This is a genomic window from Macrococcus animalis, assembly GCF_047425875.1.
GTDB lineage: Bacteria > Bacillota > Bacilli > Staphylococcales > Staphylococcaceae > Macrococcoides > Macrococcoides animalis.
Window position 1 is genome coordinate 1528367 of record NZ_CP179727.1, and the last position, 20809, is coordinate 1549175.

At 36.7% G+C, this 20809-nt stretch carries 25 protein-coding genes; 24 read left to right on the top strand and 1 reads right to left on the bottom strand.

Going from position 1 to position 20809, the window contains the following annotated elements; genetic code table 11:
- Window positions 1–79 precede the first annotated feature (79 nt).
- Complete coding sequence (locus ACMGE9_RS07960; protein ID WP_414042273.1) at window positions 80–997, top strand: nuclease-related domain-containing protein; 918 nt, start codon at window positions 80–82, stop codon at window positions 995–997.
- Between the two features lie 509 nt (window positions 998–1506).
- On the opposite strand, the gene ACMGE9_RS07965 is transcribed toward ACMGE9_RS07960, so the two are convergent.
- Window positions 1507–2001 carry a DUF2529 family protein gene (locus ACMGE9_RS07965; protein ID WP_414042274.1) on the bottom strand — a complete coding sequence of 165 codons (495 nt, stop codon included), beginning with the start codon at window positions 1999–2001 and terminating at the stop codon, window positions 1507–1509.
- 65 nt (window positions 2002–2066) lie between these two features.
- Here ACMGE9_RS07965 and ACMGE9_RS07970 point away from each other — a divergent pair, with 65 nt between their 5' ends.
- The 23 genes from ACMGE9_RS07970 to atpA all read left to right on the top strand — a co-directional run bounded on the left by ACMGE9_RS07970 (window position 2067) and on the right by atpA (window position 20795).
- Window positions 2067–2414: a response regulator gene (locus ACMGE9_RS07970; protein ID WP_414042275.1), complete on the top strand. Its 348-nt coding sequence runs from the start codon at window positions 2067–2069 to the stop codon at window positions 2412–2414.
- Between the two features lie 92 nt (window positions 2415–2506).
- Complete coding sequence (gene fdaB, locus ACMGE9_RS07975) at window positions 2507–3364, top strand: class IIb fructose-bisphosphate aldolase FdaB (protein ID WP_414042276.1); 858 nt, start codon at window positions 2507–2509, stop codon at window positions 3362–3364.
- Window positions 3365–3550: 186 nt separating this feature from the next.
- On the top strand, window positions 3551–4810 hold the full coding sequence (locus ACMGE9_RS07980) for a UDP-N-acetylglucosamine 1-carboxyvinyltransferase (protein ID WP_414042277.1): 1260 nt from the start codon (window positions 3551–3553) through the stop codon (window positions 4808–4810).
- Between the two features lie 112 nt (window positions 4811–4922).
- Window positions 4923–5252: a winged helix-turn-helix transcriptional regulator gene (locus tag ACMGE9_RS07985; RefSeq protein ID WP_414042278.1), complete on the top strand. Its 330-nt coding sequence runs from the start codon at window positions 4923–4925 to the stop codon at window positions 5250–5252.
- A gap of 160 nt (window positions 5253–5412) precedes the next feature.
- Window positions 5413–6390 carry a class II fructose-bisphosphatase gene (gene glpX, locus ACMGE9_RS07990; RefSeq protein WP_414042279.1) on the top strand — a complete coding sequence of 326 codons (978 nt, stop codon included), beginning with the start codon at window positions 5413–5415 and terminating at the stop codon, window positions 6388–6390.
- A gap of 165 nt (window positions 6391–6555) precedes the next feature.
- Window positions 6556–7872 (top strand): transcription termination factor Rho, encoded by a 1317-nt coding sequence (gene rho / locus ACMGE9_RS07995; protein WP_414042280.1) that lies wholly within the window; start codon window positions 6556–6558, stop codon window positions 7870–7872.
- Between the two features lie 117 nt (window positions 7873–7989).
- Window positions 7990–8247: a type B 50S ribosomal protein L31 gene (locus ACMGE9_RS08000; protein ID WP_414042281.1), complete on the top strand. Its 258-nt coding sequence runs from the start codon at window positions 7990–7992 to the stop codon at window positions 8245–8247.
- Between the two features lie 137 nt (window positions 8248–8384).
- Window positions 8385–8960, top strand: coding sequence for a thymidine kinase (locus tag ACMGE9_RS08005; protein ID WP_414042282.1), 576 nt, complete (start codon window positions 8385–8387; stop codon window positions 8958–8960).
- A 45-nt stretch (window positions 8961–9005) separates the two neighbouring features.
- On the top strand, window positions 9006–10082 hold the full coding sequence (gene prfA / locus ACMGE9_RS08010; RefSeq protein WP_414042283.1) for a peptide chain release factor 1: 1077 nt from the start codon (window positions 9006–9008) through the stop codon (window positions 10080–10082).
- Window positions 10066–10911, top strand: coding sequence for a peptide chain release factor N(5)-glutamine methyltransferase (prmC, locus tag ACMGE9_RS08015; protein WP_414042284.1), 846 nt, complete (start codon window positions 10066–10068; stop codon window positions 10909–10911). Before prfA ends, prmC begins: the two co-directional genes overlap by 17 nt.
- Window positions 10912–10999: 88 nt before the next feature.
- Entirely contained in the window at window positions 11000–12004 is a 1005-nt protein-coding gene (locus ACMGE9_RS08020; protein ID WP_414042285.1) for an L-threonylcarbamoyladenylate synthase, read from the top strand.
- 8 nt (window positions 12005–12012) lie between these two features.
- Window positions 12013–12438: a low molecular weight protein arginine phosphatase gene (locus ACMGE9_RS08025; RefSeq protein WP_414042286.1), complete on the top strand. Its 426-nt coding sequence runs from the start codon at window positions 12013–12015 to the stop codon at window positions 12436–12438.
- Window positions 12439–12533: 95 nt separating this feature from the next.
- Window positions 12534–12980, top strand: a complete 447-nt coding sequence (gene rpiB / locus ACMGE9_RS08030) for a ribose 5-phosphate isomerase B (RefSeq protein WP_414042287.1) — start codon at window positions 12534–12536, stop codon at window positions 12978–12980.
- Entirely contained in the window at window positions 12973–13494 is a 522-nt protein-coding gene (locus ACMGE9_RS08035; RefSeq protein ID WP_414042288.1) for a TIGR01440 family protein, read from the top strand. The genes rpiB and ACMGE9_RS08035 overlap by 8 nt, the downstream gene beginning before the upstream one ends.
- A 24-nt stretch (window positions 13495–13518) precedes the next feature.
- Window positions 13519–14754, top strand: coding sequence for a serine hydroxymethyltransferase (gene glyA, locus ACMGE9_RS08040; protein ID WP_414042289.1), 1236 nt, complete (start codon window positions 13519–13521; stop codon window positions 14752–14754).
- Between the two features lie 28 nt (window positions 14755–14782).
- Window positions 14783–15412, top strand: a complete 630-nt coding sequence (upp, locus tag ACMGE9_RS08045; protein WP_414042290.1) for a uracil phosphoribosyltransferase — start codon at window positions 14783–14785, stop codon at window positions 15410–15412.
- Between the two features lie 17 nt (window positions 15413–15429).
- A complete protein-coding gene (wecB, locus tag ACMGE9_RS08050; RefSeq protein ID WP_414042291.1) occupies window positions 15430–16575 on the top strand; it encodes a non-hydrolyzing UDP-N-acetylglucosamine 2-epimerase in 1146 nt (381 codons plus the stop codon).
- A 181-nt stretch (window positions 16576–16756) separates the two neighbouring features.
- Entirely contained in the window at window positions 16757–17110 is a 354-nt protein-coding gene (locus ACMGE9_RS08055) for an ATP synthase subunit I (RefSeq protein ID WP_414042292.1), read from the top strand.
- Window positions 17111–17133: 23 nt separating this feature from the next.
- Entirely contained in the window at window positions 17134–17859 is a 726-nt protein-coding gene (gene atpB / locus ACMGE9_RS08060) for a F0F1 ATP synthase subunit A (RefSeq protein ID WP_414042293.1), read from the top strand.
- Between the two features lie 48 nt (window positions 17860–17907).
- Window positions 17908–18120 (top strand): F0F1 ATP synthase subunit C, encoded by a 213-nt coding sequence (atpE, locus tag ACMGE9_RS08065; RefSeq protein WP_041636195.1) that lies wholly within the window; start codon window positions 17908–17910, stop codon window positions 18118–18120.
- A 65-nt stretch (window positions 18121–18185) separates the two neighbouring features.
- Window positions 18186–18728 (top strand): F0F1 ATP synthase subunit B, encoded by a 543-nt coding sequence (locus ACMGE9_RS08070; RefSeq protein WP_414042294.1) that lies wholly within the window; start codon window positions 18186–18188, stop codon window positions 18726–18728.
- Window positions 18728–19261, top strand: a complete 534-nt coding sequence (gene atpH / locus ACMGE9_RS08075) for an ATP synthase F1 subunit delta (protein WP_414042295.1) — start codon at window positions 18728–18730, stop codon at window positions 19259–19261. The genes ACMGE9_RS08070 and atpH overlap by 1 nt, the downstream gene beginning before the upstream one ends.
- Before the next feature lie 22 nt (window positions 19262–19283).
- Window positions 19284–20795, top strand: a complete 1512-nt coding sequence (gene atpA / locus ACMGE9_RS08080) for a F0F1 ATP synthase subunit alpha (protein WP_414042296.1) — start codon at window positions 19284–19286, stop codon at window positions 20793–20795.
- Window positions 20796–20809 lie beyond the last annotated feature (14 nt).

The following is a 20809-nucleotide window of genomic DNA, read 5'->3' on the forward strand; positions in this document are numbered from 1 at the left end:
TTTTGTTGAATGAGTTAACAAAAGTTAACTATTGAATTATTATGATAATCGTTGTAAATTTATTATTAGGAGGTGTAATATGTTTCTTAAACTTCACGAACCAGATAATGAAATAAGCTACTTGTTGAACGTTGACGGTAGATGTGAACTTACGAAAGATGATCGGACAAGATTATTTGCCTATCAACTCGGCTATGAAGGTGAAGATTATTTTTACAGATTGTTAAATGAGGTTGAAGGGGGACTGAAGTTATGGGATATTACATTGAAAGAATCAAGTAAGGCACAATTTGACTTTCTGGTGATTGGTGATGGCACCGTTTATCACTTTGATGTGAAGAACTATTCTGGCAACTATACTTATATAGATGGCTTGTTTAAAAAAGATAACGGCAGTGTGGATCAGACTATAATGACGCAGTTAAAACGTGCGGATTTGATATTGTCGCAATTATTGATACGTAAAGGATTTGGGTATCAACATGTGAGTCGTATTGTCTTTGTCAATGATAAGTTCAACCTGAAAAATTTCAACGGTGACAATTGTATTAAGTTTGCTAGCCAGATTCCAAGCATTATCAATTATTTGAAACAACTTGGGCCACCTACTGACGAAGATTACCAATTAGCTCGAGCTTTAATAGAGGCGAATGTCTTAGACGATCGACGTTTCGTCTATTACGATTATAAAAGAATGAGGAAGGGTTATAGATGTCCGAACTGCAAGCGATATGAGATGGTGGAGATTGTTGGAAGAATGAAATATGTATCATGTAAATGCGGAAGAAAGTTGAGCAAACTAGATTATATCGTTGAATGTGCACGTCAGGTTTGGACGTTAAAAAATACCTCATTTCAAGTAAAAGAAATATCAGAATGGAGTAAGTGTGAAATAAAGACAGTCCAAAGAGCTTTAATGGGCAGTTGTAAATACAGTGGCAAGAATAAAGGAAGAAAATACTGGTTTGATAAAGTGATACCAGAGAAACAAGTCTGATATATGTAGAATATCGGACAAGACTACAATTTATCTTGCGAATAACGGAGCAACAAGTCTGATATATGCAAAATATCGGACAAGACTACAATTTATATTGCGAATAACGGAGAAACAAGTCTGATATATGCAAAATATCGGACAAGATGACAATTTATATTGCGAATAACGGAGAAACAAGTCTGATATATGTAAAATATCGGACAAGATGACAATCCATATTGCGAATAACGGAGCAACAAGTCTGATATATGTAAAATATCGGACAAGACTACAATTTATCTTGCGAATAACGGAGCAACAAGTCTGATATATGCAAAATATCGGACAAGATGACAATCCATCTTGCGAATAACGGAGAAACAAGTCTGATATATGCAAAATATCGGACAAGATGACAATCCATACAGCGAATAACGAGTCAACAAGTCTTTTATATATTGAATCACCAAAAAAGCCAGCATTGATATCCAAGAAATATGGTATCAACGCTGGCTTAACTTTCTCACTTACTCCTCAACTAATATTTCGTGCATCACACTGTAGATTGCGTAATAGATATAGTTCATTACCATCATATGTGGTGTAATAATTCGGCTGTAGTCTTCTGTTGGTACGAGTGCACGTGGTGTGCATAAATCGATAAAATTCATCGATGTAATCGCATCACTTTTGTTACATACAAGTACATAATCAATGTCACGCGCTTCTAAACTATCAACGAATTCTGCTGTACTATCATCGTATTCATCGCTCATAACTAATATGCGATCAGTTCTATCTACTAAAGCATCAGAGATATAAACTGTTGCATCGAAAAGACTTTCTTTGCCATTAACAACAAAATCTTCGAAGTACTTTAAATCACCGAATCCTTTAACATAAATTCTACCTTCGCCAACGACTGCTTGGGCTAATAATCGACCTGCTATATCTAGTTCTGTTTCTTGCATATCTATTTTTTTAAAGATACCATTAAGTTGTGTATTGAATATTTTAAGCATGGTGAACCTTCTTTCTAAAATTCTTACATCATATCATATCATATATGAAGAGGAGAAAGTAACATATGAAAATCTTAGTTATTGATGATGAACCTAACATTCGACTACTGTTTCAAGAAATATTTAAACTAAAAGGTTGGGAAACTGAACTCGCTGAACATGGAAAGAAAGGTTTAGAACTGATTAAAAGTAATAATTATGATTTAATTTTTTTGGATCGGAAAATGCCAATTATGTCGGGTGATGAAACATTAAATGAAATTAGAATGTTTTCGGAGGTACCGGTTTATTTAGTCTCTGCTTTCCAAACTGATGAGCAAATCCAATCAATTAAGTATAAAGGTGCGACGGGTGTTCTAATGAAGCCGTTTACAATTGACGAAGTTGTGAAAATCGCTGAAAAGTTTTCATAAATTGAGTGTTCAAACATGCAAAGTCATGTCTGAAGTGCTATACTAACGTTATAAAAATAGTGCTTAAAGCACAAACAAGGAGGATATTATCCATGCCATTAGTTTCTATGAAAGAAATGTTAATCAAAGCTAAAGAAGGTGGTTATGCTGTTGGTCAATACAACCTTAACAACCTTGAATACACTCAAGCAATCTTAGGTGCATCACAAGAAGAAAACGCTCCAGTTATTTTAGGTGTTTCTGAAGGTGCTGCTAAATATATGGGTGGTTTTTACACAGTAGTGAAAATGGTTGAAGGTTTAATGAAAGACATGAACATCACAGTTCCTGTTGCAATTCACTTAGACCACGGTTCAAGTTTTGAAAACTGTAAAGCTGCGATTGACGCTGGATTTACTTCTGTTATGATTGATGCTTCTCATCATTCATTCGAAGAGAACGTTGAAATTACAAGTCAAGTTGTTGAATACGCACATGCTAAAGGAGTTTCTGTTGAAGCTGAATTAGGACGTGTTGGTGGACAAGAAGACGACGTAGTATCTGACGGTGTAGTTTACGCTGATGCTAAAGAGTGTCAAGAATTAGTTGAAAAAACAGGAATCGATTGTTTAGCACCTGCATTAGGTTCAGTACACGGACCATACAAAGGTGAGCCAAACTTAGGATTCAAAGAAATGGAAGAAATCGGTAAAGCTACTGGTTTACCATTAGTATTACACGGTGGTACTGGTATCCCAACGAATGATATTCAAAAATCAATTTCTTTAGGAACAGCTAAAATCAACGTTAACACTGAAAACCAAATCGTATCTGCTAAAGCAGTGCGTGAAACTTTAAACAACGACGCTGAAGTATATGATCCACGTAAATATTTAGGACCAGCACGTGAAGCGATTAAAGCAACTGTAATCGGAAAAATTAAAGAATTCGGTACTTCTAACAAAGCTTAATCCGAATCTTGCTATAAGACTGATGCGACTTTCGCATCAGTCTTTTTTCTTGACGAATTTTACCCTGTAGATTATATTTAATTTCATGCTTTTTGTTTTGCAATACTAAAATGAATTAGTTTATAATAGAAAATAATAGACATTAATATGATAAAAGTGTGTGATTAAAGTTAAAGGAGTACAACTATGTCAGAAGAAGTAATTAAAATAAGAGGTGGAAATCCTCTTAAAGGTTCGGTTCAAATTAGTGGTGCTAAAAATAGTGCGGTTGCTTTAATCCCAGCAACTTTAATGGCCAATAGTCCAGTTACATTAGAAGGTTTACCAGAAATTTCGGATGTTGTGACTCTAATGAGTTTATTAGAGGATTTAAATATTACTACCACTCTAGAGGGTGACCGTTTAACTGTGGATCCTTCAAACGCTGTTAATATGCCGCTTCCAAATCATAAAGTACAATCATTACGCGCGTCATACTACATGATGGGTGCAATGCTTGGTAAGTTCAAGAAAGTTGTCATCGGTTTACCAGGTGGATGTCCATTAGGACCTCGACCTATCGACCAACATATTAAAGGATTTGAAGCTTTAGGTGCTACGGTTACCAATGAAGCAGGTGGGATGTACTTAGAAGCTAAAGAGCTGAAAGGCGCAAAGATTTTCTTAGATGTCGTGTCGGTTGGTGCTACGATTAATATTATGTTAGCCGCTTCTATGGCGACTGGTAAGACTGTGATTGAGAATGCAGCGAAGGAACCTGAAATCGTTGATGTTGCAACACTTTTAAATAACATGGGTGCTAAGATTCGTGGTGCGGGTACTGACACACTAAAAATTGAAGGTGTAACATCACTGGAAGGCACTACACATACAATTATTCCTGATAGAATCGAAGCGGGTACATATATGTGTGCAGCTGCAATGATGGGTGAAGAAGTATTAATTGAGAATATTATCCCTTTACATATGGAACCATTAACTGCGAAGTTAATCGAAATGGGTGTTAACGTCCAAATCGGTGAAGACAAAGCGTTAATTTCTAAACCGGAGAAATTTCATCCAGTAACTATTACGACTAACGTGTATCCTGGATTTGCAACAGATTTACAACAACCGTTTACGCCATTGTTATTTATGGCAGATGACCAAAGTACAATAACGGATACAATTTATCCGGCACGTTTCAAGCATGTTGATGAGTTATCTCGCATGAGTGGAAATATTTCCGAATCTGGTGGGACGGCTGTTATTAAACCATCTAAATTATCAGGTGCAGAAGTTGCTGCAAGTGATTTACGTGCAGGTGCATGTCTAGTTATTGCAGGACTAGCGGCTGAAGGTATTACTACTGTATACAACGTTCGTCATATTGATCGTGGATACAGCGGTATTGTAGAAAAGTTAAATGTATTAGGTGCAGATATCTGGAGAGAGACAATCGAATAAAATTTCTCCTTTAAAAACGGCGATTTTGCCGTTTTTTTTCATAATATATAAAAAATATATTTGATATATTTTTTATATCGTTGTACACTAGTAATATAAAGAGGTGATATATATGGAAATTTGTCCATATTTAGAAGAAACTTTTAAGATTCTTGGTCGCAGTTGGAATGGCCTACTTATAAACTATTTATCGCGTTCAGAAGATCGCTCTGCACATTTTTCGGATATGAAACGTGATTTAAAATCAATAACGCCACGTGCGCTAAGTTTAAAATTGAGTGAATTAGCTGAATGGGGACTCGTTGAAAAGAAAGTGGTCTCTACAACACCATTATCGATTAAATATGTTTTAACTGATAAAGGATTTGCATTATCAGAAGCGATGCATCCGATTGAAGCGTGGGCCCAAGAAAACCTGGAATTAAAAGAGAAGAAAGCATAGTTGACTTAAACTTACTTATTGTATAAATGCAATAAGTAAGTTTTTTATATTTTTGTTAAATAAAAAATCCATTTCTAATATCATCTAAAGGTACTCATAATGATTTAATGTGTTATACTATTAACGATGTTACATATCTAATGCAAAGAGGAGAATGTTTATGGAACGTAGTTTATCAATGGAGTTAGTCAGAGTTACTGAAGCAGCAGCCCTTAAAAGTGCACGTTGGGTAGGTAAAGGTTTGAAGAATGAAGCAGATGATGCAGCGACAACTGCAATGCGTGAAGTATTTGATACAATTCCAATGGACGGTATTGTCGTAATTGGTGAAGGTGAAATGGACGAAGCGCCAATGTTATATATCGGCGAAGAACTTGGGACTAAAGAAGGGCCTCAAATTGATATCGCAGTGGATCCTTTGGAAGGTACAACACTTGTTGCAGAAGGTTCATGGAATGCAATGACAGTATTAGCTGTAGGTGATAGAGGAACATTACTTCATGCACCAGATATGTATATGGAGAAGATTGCAGTCGGTCCTGACTGTGTAGGTGTTGTAGATATTTCTAAATCTGTAACTGAAAACTTACAAGCCGTTGCGAAAGCAAAAGGAAAAGATATTTCTGATGTGACTGCAACTTTATTAAATCGTGAGCGTCATGCAGGTATTATTAAAGAAATCCGTGAAGCAGGTGCACGTATTAAATTAATCGAGCACGGTGACGTTGCAGGTGCGATTAATACAGCATTTGATTTCACAGGTGTTGATATTTTATTCGGTTCTGGTGGTGCACCTGAGGGTGTAATCGCTGCTGTTGGTATTAAAGCTTTAGGTGGAGATTTCCAAGGTATTTTATTACCAGAAGATGCAGAACAAGAAGAGCGTTGCCGTAAGATGGGTATCGAGCCTAACACTGTATTACAATTAGATGATATGGTTAAAGGTGACGATGCGATATTTGCAGCAACAGCTGTTACTGATGGTGAGTTAATGAAAGGTGTTCAGTTTAAAGGTGGATTTGCTGAAACTTATTCACTTGTTATGCGTGCGAAATCTGGTACTGTTCGTTTTATTCAAGGGCGTCATAGCTTAGATAAAAAGCCAGGTTTAATAATTAACGAAGAAGATCAAATATAATATACTGAATAGAGCTTGAGTTGATACTCAAGCTTTTTCTTTTGGTAAAAACATGCTAAACTATCAATTGATAATCCTCTTCTTTTTCTTCTGAGTTTTCTTTTTAGAATTTTCCAAGACGAGTCAATGAATTGTAAATATAAATCAATAGGAATGGGTGTTTAAATGGTCGAAAAAGTGAGAACAAGTCCTCAATATGAGTCTTTTCACGAATTATATAAAAATCACACAACGAAAGCATTAACAACGAAAGCTAAAGAATTAGGTTTAGTAAACTATAGTAAATTAAATAAAAAAGAACTAGTACTTGCTATTATGGAAAAACAAATGGAGAAAGACGGCAACTATTATATGGAAGGGATATTAGATGATATTCAACCCGATGGTTATGGTTTCTTAAGAACAGTTAACTATTCAAAAGGGGAAAAGGATATTTATATCTCAGCCAGTCAAATTCGTCGTTTTGAAATTAAAAAAGGGGATAAAGTTACGGGTAAAGTGCGTAAGCCTAAAGAAAACGAAAAGTATTACGGGTTATTGCAAGTCGACTTCGTAAATGATCAAAATGCTGAAGAAGTAAAGAAACGTCCTCACTTCCAAGCGTTAACGCCACTGTATCCTGAAAATCGCATTAAATTAGAAACGACGAAAACTGCATATTCAACACGCATTATGGATTTAGTGACACCAATTGGCTTTGGTCAACGAGGCATGATTGTGGCACCTCCGAAAGCAGGTAAAACATCTTTACTGAAAGAAATTGCTAATGCGATTTGTATTAATCATCCTGAAGCGAAATTATTTATCCTACTTGTGGGTGAACGTCCAGAAGAGGTGACAGATTTAGAGCGTTCAGTTGAAGCGGCTGAAGTTGTACATTCAACATTTGATGAGCCACCAGAACATCACGTAAAAGTAGCAGAACTTTTATTAGAGCGTGCGAAACGTTTAGTTGAAATTGGTGAAGATGTTATCATCTTAATGGATTCTATTACACGCCTAGCTAGAGCGTACAATTTAGTTGTACCACCAAGTGGACGTACATTATCAGGTGGCTTAGACCCAGCAAGTTTACATCGTCCGAAAGCATTCTTCGGGGCAGCACGTAACATTGAAGGTGGGGGAAGTTTAACAATACTTTCAACGGCTTTAGTTGAAACAGGTTCGCGCATGGATGATATGATCTATGAAGAGTTTAAAGGAACAGGAAATATGGAACTTACACTAGATCGAAAGCTTGCTGAGAAACGTGTGTATCCTGCTATCGATATTCGTCGTAGTTCCACGCGTAAAGAAGAATTATTACTTGATAAGAAAGAATTAGAGATGGTTTGGCAACTCCGTAGTTTATTTACGGATAGTAATGATTTCACGGAACGTTTCTTACGTCGGTTAAAACAAAGTGAATCGAACGCGGATTTCTTCAAACAACTTGGAGAACGCATGGTGGAAAGTGCGAAAACAGGAAGACCAATCATTTAAAAAATTATGGTTGCTTTTTTGAGTAGAGACGTATATAATATGTAAGTATTGACGTGAAAATATTTCACGAATAAACTCTGTTCCAGATGGTTCAGGGCAAAGGAGCTGAAAACAATTATGAAACCAGGAATTCATCCAGATTACCATAAAGTAATCTTCTTAGATTCTACTACAGACTTTAAATTCTTAAGTGGATCTACTCGTAAATCAAATGAAACAATGACTTGGGAAGATGGAAATGAGTACCCAGTTATCCGTTTAGATATCTCATCTGATTCTCATCCATTCTACACAGGCCGTCAAAAATTCGCATCTGCGGATGGACGTGTTGAACGTTTCAACAAAAAATTCGGTCTTAAGTCAGCAAACAACTAATATCGACATTTTAAACTCTTATACCTTTTGGTATAAGAGTTTTTTTATGAATGTCTATTACGAAAATCGCAATGTAATCTAGGTGAGAATTATGCTATAATAAAGCGATTATGACTTAAAAAGGTGGCAGTAAAAGCATGTATGAGCATTATCATTCAGGTTGGATAGAGTGTATTACGGGTAGTATGTTTAGTGGAAAGAGTGAAGAATTAATTCGTCGTGTACGTCGTGGCCTTTTTGCGAAACAAAAGGTCATAGTATTTAAACCCACAATCGATGATCGTTATAGTAATTTAGAAGTTGTTTCTCACAATGGCAACAAAGTAGAAGCGGTGAATGTGACGCATTCTTCAGAAATTATGGACCATGTGAAAAGTGACCATGATATTATCGCAATTGATGAAATTCAATTTTTCGATAATGATATCGTAGGGGTTGCAACGCAACTTGCAGAAGAAGGTTATCGCGTCATTACTGCAGGATTAGATATGGACTTTAGAGGTGTACCTTTTGAACCTGTTCCTGAAATTATGGCAGTTGCAGAGCATGTAACAAAATTACAAGCAGTGTGTAGTGAATGTGGTGCACCAAGTTCGAGAACACAGCGTTTAATCAACGGTGAGCCAGCACGCTTTGACGATCCAATTATATTAGTTGGTGCGAAAGAAAGTTACGAGCCAAGATGTCGCGAGCATCATATTGTGCCAAAATAAATCAACATCAATTTACATAAAATCAATTATAAAAGGAGTAATTATATGTTTGATCAATTAGAAATCGTAGAACAACGTTATGAACAATTAAATGAATTATTAAGTGATCCAGATATCGTCAGTGATACAGATAAATTAAGAGAGTACTCTAAAGAGCAAGCGGACCTTCAAGAAACAGTTGAAGTTTTTAGAGAATATAAAGAAGTGAAACAACAACTTGAAGAAGCCTTAGAGATGATGAGTGAAGCAAGTGATGCTGACGAACAAGAGATGATTAAAGAAGAAATCAATGAGTTGAAACCACAAATTCCTGTATTAGAAGAAAAAATGAAATTATTGTTGATTCCAAAAGATCCAATGGACGATAAAAACGTTGTAATGGAGATTCGAGGAGCAGCAGGTGGAGATGAAGCGAATATTTTCGCAGGAGACTTATTCCGTATGTATTCTAGGTTCTCTGAAGAACAAGGTTGGAAGATTGAAGTCATGGAAACAAATGAAGCGGACCATGGTGGATTTAAAGAAATTAGTTTCACAATCATCGGTAAAGGCGCATACAGTAAGTTGAAATTTGAAAACGGTGCACATCGTGTACAACGTATCCCGACTACAGAAAGTGGTGGGCGAATACATACATCTACAGCAACAGTTGCCGTGTTACCGGAAGTTGAAGATGTTGAGATTGATATTCGACAAGAAGACTTACGTATTGAAACGTACCGTTCATCTGGTTCGGGTGGACAGCATGTTAATACGACTGACTCTGCTGTACGTATTACGCATATTCCAACAGGAATTGTGGCAACTTCTTCTGAGAAATCTCAAATTAAAAACCGTGAAAAAGCTTTAAAATTACTTAAAACGCGTGTCTTTGACCAAAAGCTACAAGAAGAACAAGCAAAATATTCTGAACAACGTAAATCGGCGGTAGGTACAGGTGACCGTTCTGAACGTATTAGAACATACAATTACCCACAAAACCGTGTAACTGACCACCGCATTGGTTTGACGATTCAAAAGTTAGATCAAATAGTTGAAGGTAAATTAGCGGAAGTGATCGATGCATTAACTATTGCGGAACAAACTTCTAAATTAGAAGCGTTAAATGATGGCATACTATAATATACAAGATTTAATTAAACAAGGTGAATGGGTACTATCACAACATGATGAGTCTGTAATCGGTGCGAAATATTTGATGATGGATTTATTTGATTTATCACACATGGACATATTAATTGGTGAACAAACATTGACAGAAGATGAACGTTCTCTCTATTTGTCAGGTATTACACAGTTATCAAAGCATATTCCGCTCGCACATTTGACAGGCTTTCAAATGTTTTATGACCGTAAGTTCATAGTGACGCCTGATGTACTGGTACCGAGAAATGAGACTGAAGAGCTCGTTCAACTCGTAATTGAAAAATGGCATCATCGAACATCTTTTGTTGATATCGGTACAGGTAGTGGTGCAATCGCTGTATCACTTGCTATAGAACTTTCTGAGGTAGATGCTTATGCTGTGGATATCTCAAAGAAAGCACTGCTTGTCGCACGCAAAAATGCAGTGTCGCTAAATGCAAATGTTACGTTTTTAGAAGGTGATTTACTGAAACCATTAATTGACAATAAGATTAAAGTGGATTGTTTGGTGAGTAATCCCCCTTATATTGCTGCAAGTGAACTCAAATTAATGAATGAAAGTGCGTTGCATGACCCGCATATAGCATTATTCGCTGAAGATAACGGATTAGCATTATATAAACGTATGCTAGATGATTTGGTTCACATATTAAATCCAAATGCGCTTGTCGTATTTGAAATTGGACATGCACAAGGTGAAGCGATTAAACAATATGTTGCACAACTTTATCCACACATTACGCCAAAAATCGTTCAGGATATTAACGGTTTGGATCGCATTGTATGGTTTGAATGGTGTGAATAAGTTATGCACAAATTACAGGAGTTATCCACAATTTGTGCATAACTTTTTATTTTGTATTAAAATATTAAGTAAGAGAGGAGATTCAGAGATGGAAACAAAAGTATGGGATGTGCGTAATTTTGTGGATGACTTATCTACATATCCACAAGTACAGGAAATTATTACAGCTTTTAAGCAGGACGAAATTATTGCTATTCCAACCGAAACGGTCTATGGCCTAGCTGCCAATGCTTTAAGTAAAGAAGCTGTGGATAAAATCTTCATTGCGAAAGGCCGTCCCCAAGATAATCCCTTGATTGTTCACATATATGAAACAGAGCAAATTGATGCTTTTGCTCATATACCACATGATGTAGTGCATCAATTGATGGATGCTTTTTGGCCTGGACCTATTTCGTTCATTTTACCTTTAAAGCATCAAGTCCTTGCAAGCTCTGTCACTGCAGGTCTTAAATCAGTGGCTGTACGTATGCCGAGTGAAGCAATTGCGCGCCAAATATTACGTTTAACTTACATGCCGCTTGCAGCACCTTCTGCTAATACGAGTGGTAAGCCTTCTCCTACTACAGCTGATCACGTAAAGTTTGATTTGGACGGAAAAATTTATGGTATCGTTGAAGGCTTCCAAGTTGATGTCGGAATCGAAAGTACGGTTTTGGATTGTACAACATATCCTTTTCGAATTGCACGTCCAGGTGCGATTACAGCTGGAGATTTAGAACGCGTGGCATCAGGTTGTATTACTGAGGCGGACTATCAATCTGAACAACCGATTGCACCAGGTATGAAATATAGACATTATGCACCGCAAAGCCCGATGACACTTGTTTCAGACATATCATCATTAACACTGGCACCTAATGAAGCGATTATAGCACCAGAGTCAGAATTATCTCGTTTTAGTGAAGACATGAGCTTTGCATTAAGTGAAACATTTGAAGATATTACCGGAGCAATGCATAATTTATATAGTGTATTACGTGAAATAGATCAACGTCTTGAAATCACGAGGATATATATTGCTGATTATTCGCAAATTTCAGGGAGCGATGCCCTTATGAATCGCATCAATAAAGCTACATTAGGAAAGTAGGGAGACAGATGGAGATTGTTTTTGTTTGTACAGGTAATACCTGTCGTAGTCCATTAGCTGAAAGTATTGCCAAATCATTATCTAGTGAACATACATTTTCATCACGAGGGATATATGCGACAGATGGTATTCCTGCATCTCGTTATACGAAACAAATTATTGAAGAAAAGAACTTGCCAGCTGCAACGTTGAGTGCAACATTTCAAGCAGAAGATAGTGAAAAGGATTTAATCCTTACGATGACTAAGCATCATCGCGATACAATTCGGACAATGTATCCACATAGCAATGTCCACACGTTAATCGAATACGTTAGTGGGGTAAGTCAAGATGTACAAGATCCATATGGTGGAGATTATGAAATATATTACGATACTTACATCACTTTACATAAAAATATCTCAAAATTATTAACAAAAATTGATAAAAATTAGACAATTCAAAAATTCTGAACAGAAATTCTAGAAATGTTTTATCTCACTTTTTAAATAAGCTATAATAAAAGAGTATGTTAAAGAGGAGGGATAATGTGAAAATTGCGATTGCAAGTGACCATGGTGGATTTGAATACAAAGCGAAAATTATAGAATTTTTGACGGCAGAAGGTATTGCCTTTAAAGATTTTGGACCTGTTTCAACGGAATCGGTTGACTATCCAGATTATGCTGGACCTGTTGCACAAGCAGTAGCTGCTGGAGAATATGATCGCGGAATTTTAATTTGTGGTACAGGTATAGGAATGAGTATTGCAGCAAATAAAATACCAGGTATCCGATGTGCACTTGTGCATGATGTATTTACTGCTCAAGTAACACGTGAACACAATAACTCGAACATTTTAGCGATGGGTCAGCGTGTGATTGGTGAAGGATTGATGTTACTTATCGTAAAGACTTGGTTAGACGGAAATTTTGAAGGTGGGCGCCACCAAGCACGTGTTGATAAAATTACACAGTTGGAATCGTGCAATGGATAACATTAATACACTCCTAGATGAACTTGTTGCAATAGATTTCTTTAAACCGAATACGCTATGTGTAGTCGGATGTTCAACATCAGAAGTGATTGGCGAACGTATCGGGACACATAGTTCTGATGAAGTTGCGAAAGTTTTTTTTGAAGCGTTTAATCGTATACATAAAGAAACGGGTGTTGATTTTTGCTTCCAGGGTTGCGAACATATCAATCGTGCCATTACAATGGAACGTGAAGTACAAGAACGTTATGGATTTGATATCGTTAGTGTTGTACCTGTAAAAGAGGCAGGCGGAAGTATGAGTAGTTTGGCATATCGAAGTTTTTCTGATGCAGTTGTTGTTGAACATGCGAGGTGTGATTGTGGTATTGATATTGGTCAAACATTAATTGGCATGCATATTAAACATGTACAAATTCCAGTAAGAGTTGCAACAAGAAAAGTAGGCGATGCTGTTGTGACAATGGCAACTCATCGTCCAAAGTTGATTGGTGGAGCTAGAAGTCATTATTAATTGAATATTTAGGGGGATATGAATATGCAAGAAATTAAAGTACAAGATAGCGTATTATTTGAAGCGATGGAGCAAGAGTTAAATAGACAAAATAATAATATTGAATTGATTGCCTCTGAAAACTTTGTTTCTAAGGCCGTGATGGAAGCTCAAGGATCAGTATTGACGAATAAATATGCTGAAGGTTATCCACATAAACGTTATTATGGTGGTTGTGAGTTTGTTGATATCGTTGAAGATTTAGCAAGAGACCGTGCTAAAGAATTATTCGGAGCAGAACACGCAAACGTTCAACCTCATTCGGGTTCTCAGGCGAATATGGCTGTATATCGCGTAGCCATTCAACCTGGAGACACAGTATTAGGGATGGATTTAAGTCACGGTGGACATTTAACGCATGGTTCTCACGTTAACTTCAGTGGTATGGATTATAATTTCGTCGCTTACGAAGTTGATAAAGAAAATGAAACAATCAACTACGATAAAGTACGTGCTTTAGCGATTGAACACAAACCAAAGTTAATTATTGCAGGTGCATCTGCATATTCACGTGCAATTGATTTTAAACAATTTAGAGCAATTGCAGATGAAGTTGGGGCATTAGTTATGGTCGATATGGCACATATTGCTGGTCTTGTTGCAACAGGACTTCACGACAATCCAGTACCTTATGCTGATTTTGTAACTACAACAACGCATAAAACGTTACGTGGCCCTCGTGGCGGAATGATTTTATGTAAAGCTGAATATGCTAAAGCAATTGATAAAGCTATCTTCCCCGGTATTCAAGGTGGGCCTTTAATGCACGTTATTGCAGCAAAAGCCGTTGCATTTGGAGAAGCGTTACAACCGGAATTTAAAGAGTATCAGCAACAAGTCATTAATAATGCACGAATCTTAGCAGATACTTTAACTGAACGAGGCTTACGTATCGTTAGTGGAGGTACAGATAATCATGTGTTCAGTGTGGATGTAACGCCGATGAATTTGACTGGTAAAGTTGCAGAACACGCATTAGATGCTGTAGGAATTACGACAAACAAAAATACAATACCGTTTGATACAACAAGCCCGTTTGTAACAAGTGGTATTCGTATTGGGACGCCAGCAGTAACAACACGTGGTTTAAAAGAAGATGAAATGAAATTAATCGGTAATATCATCGCTGATGTATTAGCGAGCCCTGAAGACGAGACGGTATTAAATAAAGCGAGAGAACAAGTGAAATCTATCACAGATAAGTTTCCTTTGTATAAATAAATAAATTAAAGTTTGGAGTAGGTATATTATGGCGAAAGTCCATGTTTTTGATCACCCATTAATTCAACACAAATTAAGTTACATTCGTGAAGAGAAGACAGGCACAAAAGAATTTCGTGAATTGGTAGACGAAGTAGGTATGTTAATGGCATACGAAGTAACACGTGATCTAGAATTAGATGATGTGACAGTAAAGACACCTGTTACAGAAATGACAGCAAAGCGTTTATCTGGTAAGAAGATGGCGGTAGTGCCTATTCTACGTGCGGGCTTAGGCATGACAGATGGTATATTAAAGTTAATTCCAGCAGCACGTGTGGGACATATCGGTTTATACCGTGACCCAGAAACTTTACAACCTGTTGAATATTTTGCGAAATTACCACAAGATATTGAAGAACGTGACTTCATCGTTGTAGATCCGATGCTTGCAACGGGTGGTAGCGCAATTGAAGCGATAAACTCACTTAAAAAGCGTGGCGCAACAAAAATTCGATTTATGTGTTTAATTGCTGCCCCTGAAGGTGTTAAACTCTTACAAGATGCACATCCAGATGTTGATATCTACATTGCTGCATTAGATGAAAAATTAAATGATCATGGCTACATCGTTCCTGGATTAGGTGATGCTGGCGATAGATTGTTTGGTACAAAATAAGAATTTAGGAGATTATCATGAAAAAAATTATGACGATTTTTGGTACAAGACCTGAAGCGATTAAGATGGCACCTCTTGTACTTGCTTTGAAAGAAGATCCAGAATTAGAACCGATTGTAGTCGTTACAGCACAACACAGAGAAATGTTAGATCAAGTATTAACAATTTTCGATATTACACCGGATTATGATTTAAACATTATGAAAGCTGGTCAAACGTTATCTGAAGTGACTAGCCGTGTTGTAATGGGATTAGAGGAAGTAATTAAAGAAGCTGAACCTGATATGATTTTAATTCATGGTGATACAACAACAACATTTGCAGGAAGTTTAGCTGCATTTTATAACGAAGTAGCAATTGGGCACGTAGAAGCAGGATTACGTACTTTCCAAAAATACTCTCCGTTCCCAGAAGAAATGAACCGTCAAATGACAGGGGTATTAGCTGACATTCACTTTGCTCCAACTGAAGAAGCCGCACAAAATTTATTAAATGAGAATAAACCTGCAGATAAAATTGCTATCACAGGTAATACAGCCATTGATGCATTAAAAACGACGGTAAAAGATGATTATGTTTCTGAAATTTTAGCGAAAGCTGACGGCAGAAAAGTGATTTTACTTACAGCGCACCGTCGTGAAAATATCGGTCAACCGATGCATAATATCTTTAGTGCAATTCGACGTATTGTTGATGAGTTCGAAGATATCGAAGTCGTATATCCAATGCATAAAAATCCTAAAGTACGTGAAATAGCTGCTGAACATTTAGCAAATCATGATCGTGTTCAACTTATCGAACCATTAGATGTGATTGATTTCCATAACTTTGCGGCACGTAGTCACTTTATTTTAACGGATTCTGGCGGTGTACAAGAGGAAGCACCATCTTTAGGTAAACCTGTTTTAGTATTACGTGATACGACGGAGAGACCTGAAGGTGTTAAAGCTGGTACATTGAAATTAGCAGGTATCGAAGAAGAAAATATTTATAATTTAACAAAAGTATTATTAACAGATGATGAAACTTACCAAAGTATGTCAAAAGCAAGTAACCCATATGGAGATGGTGAAACATCTAAGAGAATTTGTGAACATATCAAACATTATTTTGACTTGACAACAGAAAAACCGGCACCGTTTAAGGTAGAAGCACAAAAATAATAATTTAAATAATTATTTTTAAAATAAACATAATTATATGTCTAATTTGTGAACATTCCGTGAAATTTATGTTTCTAAACTTTTGACATAGCATTGACACGGAATTTTCACTATATTATCATAAAATGTGGAATGAAACGGTTTTCATTCGCTTGAAAACTATTTCTAAGGAGTTCCCAATATGTCAGACTTTAAGACATTTTTTAAGCAATACTTGCAATATTTTATATACCTAATCTTAATATTCCTTATAATCGGTATGTTCACACATAATGATTTTGTGTTAGGATTAGTTATTGGTACTATTGCGTCTGCAATCAGTACTTTTGTATGGTATCACAACTTGTCGCGTGCGATTAAAAGTGATGCTTTATACATCTCAAGTGGTATGGGGATTCGCTTTTTAATAGCGGTCATGGCATGCCTCTTCTGGGTGAGATATCCTGATACGTTTCACTTATTAGGAATCGCACTTGGCCTAATGCTCACCTATGTAATGATTATCATTCATGGTGTGAACAGTTTGAAAAAATAATACATATAGGAAGAGGTGAAGAAATGGGACACGAATCACCCCTCTATACATTGAAACTCGCAGGACATGATATTATTTTTAATTTGTCTTCAATGCTGATGATTACTGTCGCAGCGGTTATCGTATTTATTATTGCGATATTATGTACGCGTAATTTAAGTGTACGCCCGCACGGTAAACAAAACTTCATTGAATGGGTTTTCGATTTTACTAGAGGAATTATCAACAGTAATATGGCTTGGAACAAGGGTGGGCGTTTTCATTTTTTAGCAGTAACATTGTTATTATTCATTTTTGTTGCAAACATGCTAGGATTGCCATTTGCACTTGTAAATGGTCACACTCTATGGTGGAAATCACCGACTGCTGATCCAACAGTCACATTAACACTTTCAACGCTGATGGTACTACTTACGCACTTCTATGGTATCAAAATGCGCGGAAGCGGCAATTATTTCAAGAGTTTTGCGCAACCGGTATGGTTTATGGTACCGTTCAAGATTATTGAAGAATTCTCTTCTACATTAACGCTTGGACTGCGTCTTTATGGTAACATTTTCGCAGGTGAAGTATTACTTGGTTTACTCGCTGGACTTTTAACAACGTTTGGCGCACTTGGTGCAATTGGTGGATTTATTCCATTAGTCATTTGGCAAGGTTTCTCAATTTTCGTAGGGTCAATTCAAGCCTACATTTTCGTAATGTTATCAATGGTTTATATGTCACATAAAGTGTCAGATGACCATTAATATAAAAAATTAAAAAAACTATCATATTTCTTTAGGAGGAAATTATTAATGAATTTATTAGCAGCAGCAATCGCAATCGGTTTAGCAGCATTAGGAGCAGGTATTGGTAACGGTTTAATCGTATCTCGTACAGTTGAAGGTGTAGCACGTCAACCAGAAGCACGTGGTCCATTAATGACTATCATGTTCATCGGTGTAGGTTTAGTTGAGGCCCTTCCTATCATCGCGGTAGTAGTAGCATTCATGGTAATGAACCGTTAATTTAAATATAACTCGTTAAGGCGAAGTCACTATGATTTCGCCATTCATTTATGAGCATAACTGCGATGAAAGGAGCGTTAAACTTGAATTTCTTAATTTTAGGCGAAGCTGCACACGGTGCAGCACCTGGAGTGGAATGGGGTACAGCATTATTTACTCTATTCGCATTCTTAGTATTATTAGCTTTACTTAGTAAGTTCGCTTGGGGTCCATTAAAGAACATCATGGACGAACGTCAACAAGGCATTAATGCTGACCTTGACAATGCAAGAAAGCAAAATGAAGAAGCAAAACATTACGCTGACGAAAACAAAGCGTTACTTGCAAAAACACAAAATGAAGTTTCAATCATGATGGAAGATGCTAAAACACAAGCTAAAACACAACAAGAAGAAATCATTCATGAAGCAAATAAACGCGCTAACAAAATCGTTAGTGACGCACAAGTTGAAATTGAAAATGAAAAACAACGTGCTATTGCAGATATCAACGATCGCGTTGCTGAATTATCTGTATTAATCGCACAAAAAGTTATCAATAAAGAAATCAACGAAACTGATCAAAAACAACTTGTTCAACAATTTATTCAAGAGGCAGGCGATAAATAATGGCCAATGTCTTAAATAAATACGCAGAGAGTTTGTTAGAAGTAGCAAAGTCACAAGGTGTAGAGCAAAGTGTTTATACAGATCTTTTAGAAATCAATAAAGCTATATCAAACGATACAGCATTTTCTGCTTTCGCTGAAAATCCTAAAGTATCTAATGAAGCACGTAAAGCTTTTGTTGCTGAAACGTTTAAAGGTGTGGATGCACCACTGATGAATTTATTAAACATCTTAGCTGATCGCAAACAATTAGGATTAATTCCTGGTATTGTTGATGCATATGCAGAGTATTATAACAAAGCAAATGAACAAGCAAAGATGAAAGTAGAATCAGTTTATGCGTTATCTACTGAAGAATTAGATACATTAGGTAAAGTATTCATCGAAAAAACAGGATATAAAAAATTATTAATCGAAAATGTTATAAACGAATCTTTAATCGGTGGCATTCGTGCTACGATTGGAACGACTGTTTACGATGGTTCAGTTATTAATGAATTAAATCAATTAAGTAAGTCGTTTCAAAAACAATAATTTCTTATAAGGAGTGACATCAATGGCCATCAAAGCTGAAGAAATCAGTGCGTTACTAAAATCACAGATCGCTAATTACGAGTCTGGTATGACAGTAACGGATGTAGGTACTGTAATCCAAGTTGGTGACGGTATCGCATTAGTACATGGCTTAAACAACGTTATGGCAGGGGAACTTGTCGAGTTTGGTAGCGGTGTATTAGGTCTTGCACAAAATTTAGAAGAAAATAACGTAGGTGTCGTAATCTTAGGCCCTTACTTAGATATTAAAGAAGGCGACGAAGTTAAACGTACAGGTCGTATCATGGAAGTTCCAGTTGGTGAAGAATTGATTGGACGCGTTGTTAACCCATTAGGGCAACCAATTGATGGACGTGGAGCGCTTAACACAACTAAAACACGTCCAATCGAATCACCAGCAACAGGTGTTATGGATCGTAAATCAGTTGATGAGCCATTACAAACAGGTATCAAAGCGATTGATGCATTAGTACCTATCGGACGTGGACAACGTGAGTTAATCATTGGTGATCGTCAAACAGGTAAAACAACAGTTGCAATCGATACAATCTTAAACCAAAAAGACGAAGATATGATTTGTGTATACGTAGCAATCGGACAAAAAGAATCAACTGTACGTACTGCGGTAGAAACTTTACGTCAACACGGTGCTTTAGATTACACAATCGTAGTATCAGCGTCTGCATCTCAACCTGCTCCATTATTATACATCGCACCTTATGCAGGTGTAGCAATGGCAGAAGAATTCATGTTCAATGGTAAACACGTATTAATTGTATATGATGATTTAACAAAACAAGCAGCAGCTTATCGTGAGTTATCATTATTATTACGTCGTCCGCCAGGTCGTGAAGCTTACCCAGGTGATGTATTCTACTTACACAGTCGTTTATTAGAACGTGCAGCTAAATTAAATGATGATTTAGGTGGCGGTTCTATTACAGCATTACCATTCGTTGAAACTCAAGCAGGGGATATCTCAGCATACGTTCCAACAAACGTTATCTCAATCACAGATGGACAAATCTTCTTACAGTCAGATTTATTCTTCTCTGGTGTACGTCCAGCGATCAACGCAGGACTTTCAGTATCTCGTGTAGGTGGTTCTGCACAAATTAAAGCAATGAAAAAAGTTGCGGGTACGTTACGTCTTGACTTAGCGTCTTACCGTGAATTAGAATCATTCGCTCAATTTGGTTCTGACTTAGACCCACAAACTAAAGCAAAATTAGAGCGTGGTAAACGTACGGTTGAAGTACTAAAACAAGATCAAAACAAACCTTTAACAGTTGATAAACAAGTTACAATTCTTTATGCATTAACTAAAGGTCACTTAGATGATATTCCTGTTGAAGATATTACACGTTTTGAAGATGAGCTATTAGGATGGATTGGTTCAAATGCACCTCACATCTTCCAAGAAATCCGTGATACTAAAGGCTTACCAGCTGACGAAACATTTGTTGAAGCATTTACTGCATTCAAGAAAATCTTCAGAAAATCAGAAGTATAATCTTTAAAGGAAAT

Coding starts and splice junctions, on each gene's coding strand:
- atpE (WP_041636195.1), top strand. CDS start 17,908: ATGAATTTATTAGCAGCAGCAATCGCAATCGGTTTAGCAGCATTAGGA.
- atpH (WP_414042295.1), top strand. CDS start 18,728: ATGGCCAATGTCTTAAATAAATACGCAGAGAGTTTGTTAGAAGTAGCA.
- ACMGE9_RS07980 (WP_414042277.1), top strand. CDS start 3,551: ATGTCAGAAGAAGTAATTAAAATAAGAGGTGGAAATCCTCTTAAAGGT.
- glyA (WP_414042289.1), top strand. CDS start 13,519: ATGCAAGAAATTAAAGTACAAGATAGCGTATTATTTGAAGCGATGGAG.
- ACMGE9_RS07960 (WP_414042273.1), top strand. CDS start 80: ATGTTTCTTAAACTTCACGAACCAGATAATGAAATAAGCTACTTGTTG.
- wecB (WP_414042291.1), top strand. CDS start 15,430: ATGAAAAAAATTATGACGATTTTTGGTACAAGACCTGAAGCGATTAAG.
- rho (WP_414042280.1), top strand. CDS start 6,556: ATGGTCGAAAAAGTGAGAACAAGTCCTCAATATGAGTCTTTTCACGAA.
- prfA (WP_414042283.1), top strand. CDS start 9,006: ATGTTTGATCAATTAGAAATCGTAGAACAACGTTATGAACAATTAAAT.
- ACMGE9_RS08020 (WP_414042285.1), top strand. CDS start 11,000: ATGGAAACAAAAGTATGGGATGTGCGTAATTTTGTGGATGACTTATCT.
- ACMGE9_RS07965 (WP_414042274.1), bottom strand. CDS start 2,001: ATGCTTAAAATATTCAATACACAACTTAATGGTATCTTTAAAAAAATA.
- fdaB (WP_414042276.1), top strand. CDS start 2,507: ATGCCATTAGTTTCTATGAAAGAAATGTTAATCAAAGCTAAAGAAGGT.
- ACMGE9_RS07985 (WP_414042278.1), top strand. CDS start 4,923: ATGGAAATTTGTCCATATTTAGAAGAAACTTTTAAGATTCTTGGTCGC.
- ACMGE9_RS08055 (WP_414042292.1), top strand. CDS start 16,757: ATGTCAGACTTTAAGACATTTTTTAAGCAATACTTGCAATATTTTATA.
- glpX (WP_414042279.1), top strand. CDS start 5,413: ATGGAACGTAGTTTATCAATGGAGTTAGTCAGAGTTACTGAAGCAGCA.
- atpA (WP_414042296.1), top strand. CDS start 19,284: ATGGCCATCAAAGCTGAAGAAATCAGTGCGTTACTAAAATCACAGATC.
- prmC (WP_414042284.1), top strand. CDS start 10,066: ATGATGGCATACTATAATATACAAGATTTAATTAAACAAGGTGAATGG.
- atpB (WP_414042293.1), top strand. CDS start 17,134: ATGGGACACGAATCACCCCTCTATACATTGAAACTCGCAGGACATGAT.
- ACMGE9_RS08070 (WP_414042294.1), top strand. CDS start 18,186: ATGAAAGGAGCGTTAAACTTGAATTTCTTAATTTTAGGCGAAGCTGCA.
- ACMGE9_RS08005 (WP_414042282.1), top strand. CDS start 8,385: ATGTATGAGCATTATCATTCAGGTTGGATAGAGTGTATTACGGGTAGT.
- ACMGE9_RS08025 (WP_414042286.1), top strand. CDS start 12,013: ATGGAGATTGTTTTTGTTTGTACAGGTAATACCTGTCGTAGTCCATTA.
- ACMGE9_RS08035 (WP_414042288.1), top strand. CDS start 12,973: ATGGATAACATTAATACACTCCTAGATGAACTTGTTGCAATAGATTTC.
- ACMGE9_RS07970 (WP_414042275.1), top strand. CDS start 2,067: ATGAAAATCTTAGTTATTGATGATGAACCTAACATTCGACTACTGTTT.
- ACMGE9_RS08000 (WP_414042281.1), top strand. CDS start 7,990: ATGAAACCAGGAATTCATCCAGATTACCATAAAGTAATCTTCTTAGAT.
- upp (WP_414042290.1), top strand. CDS start 14,783: ATGGCGAAAGTCCATGTTTTTGATCACCCATTAATTCAACACAAATTA.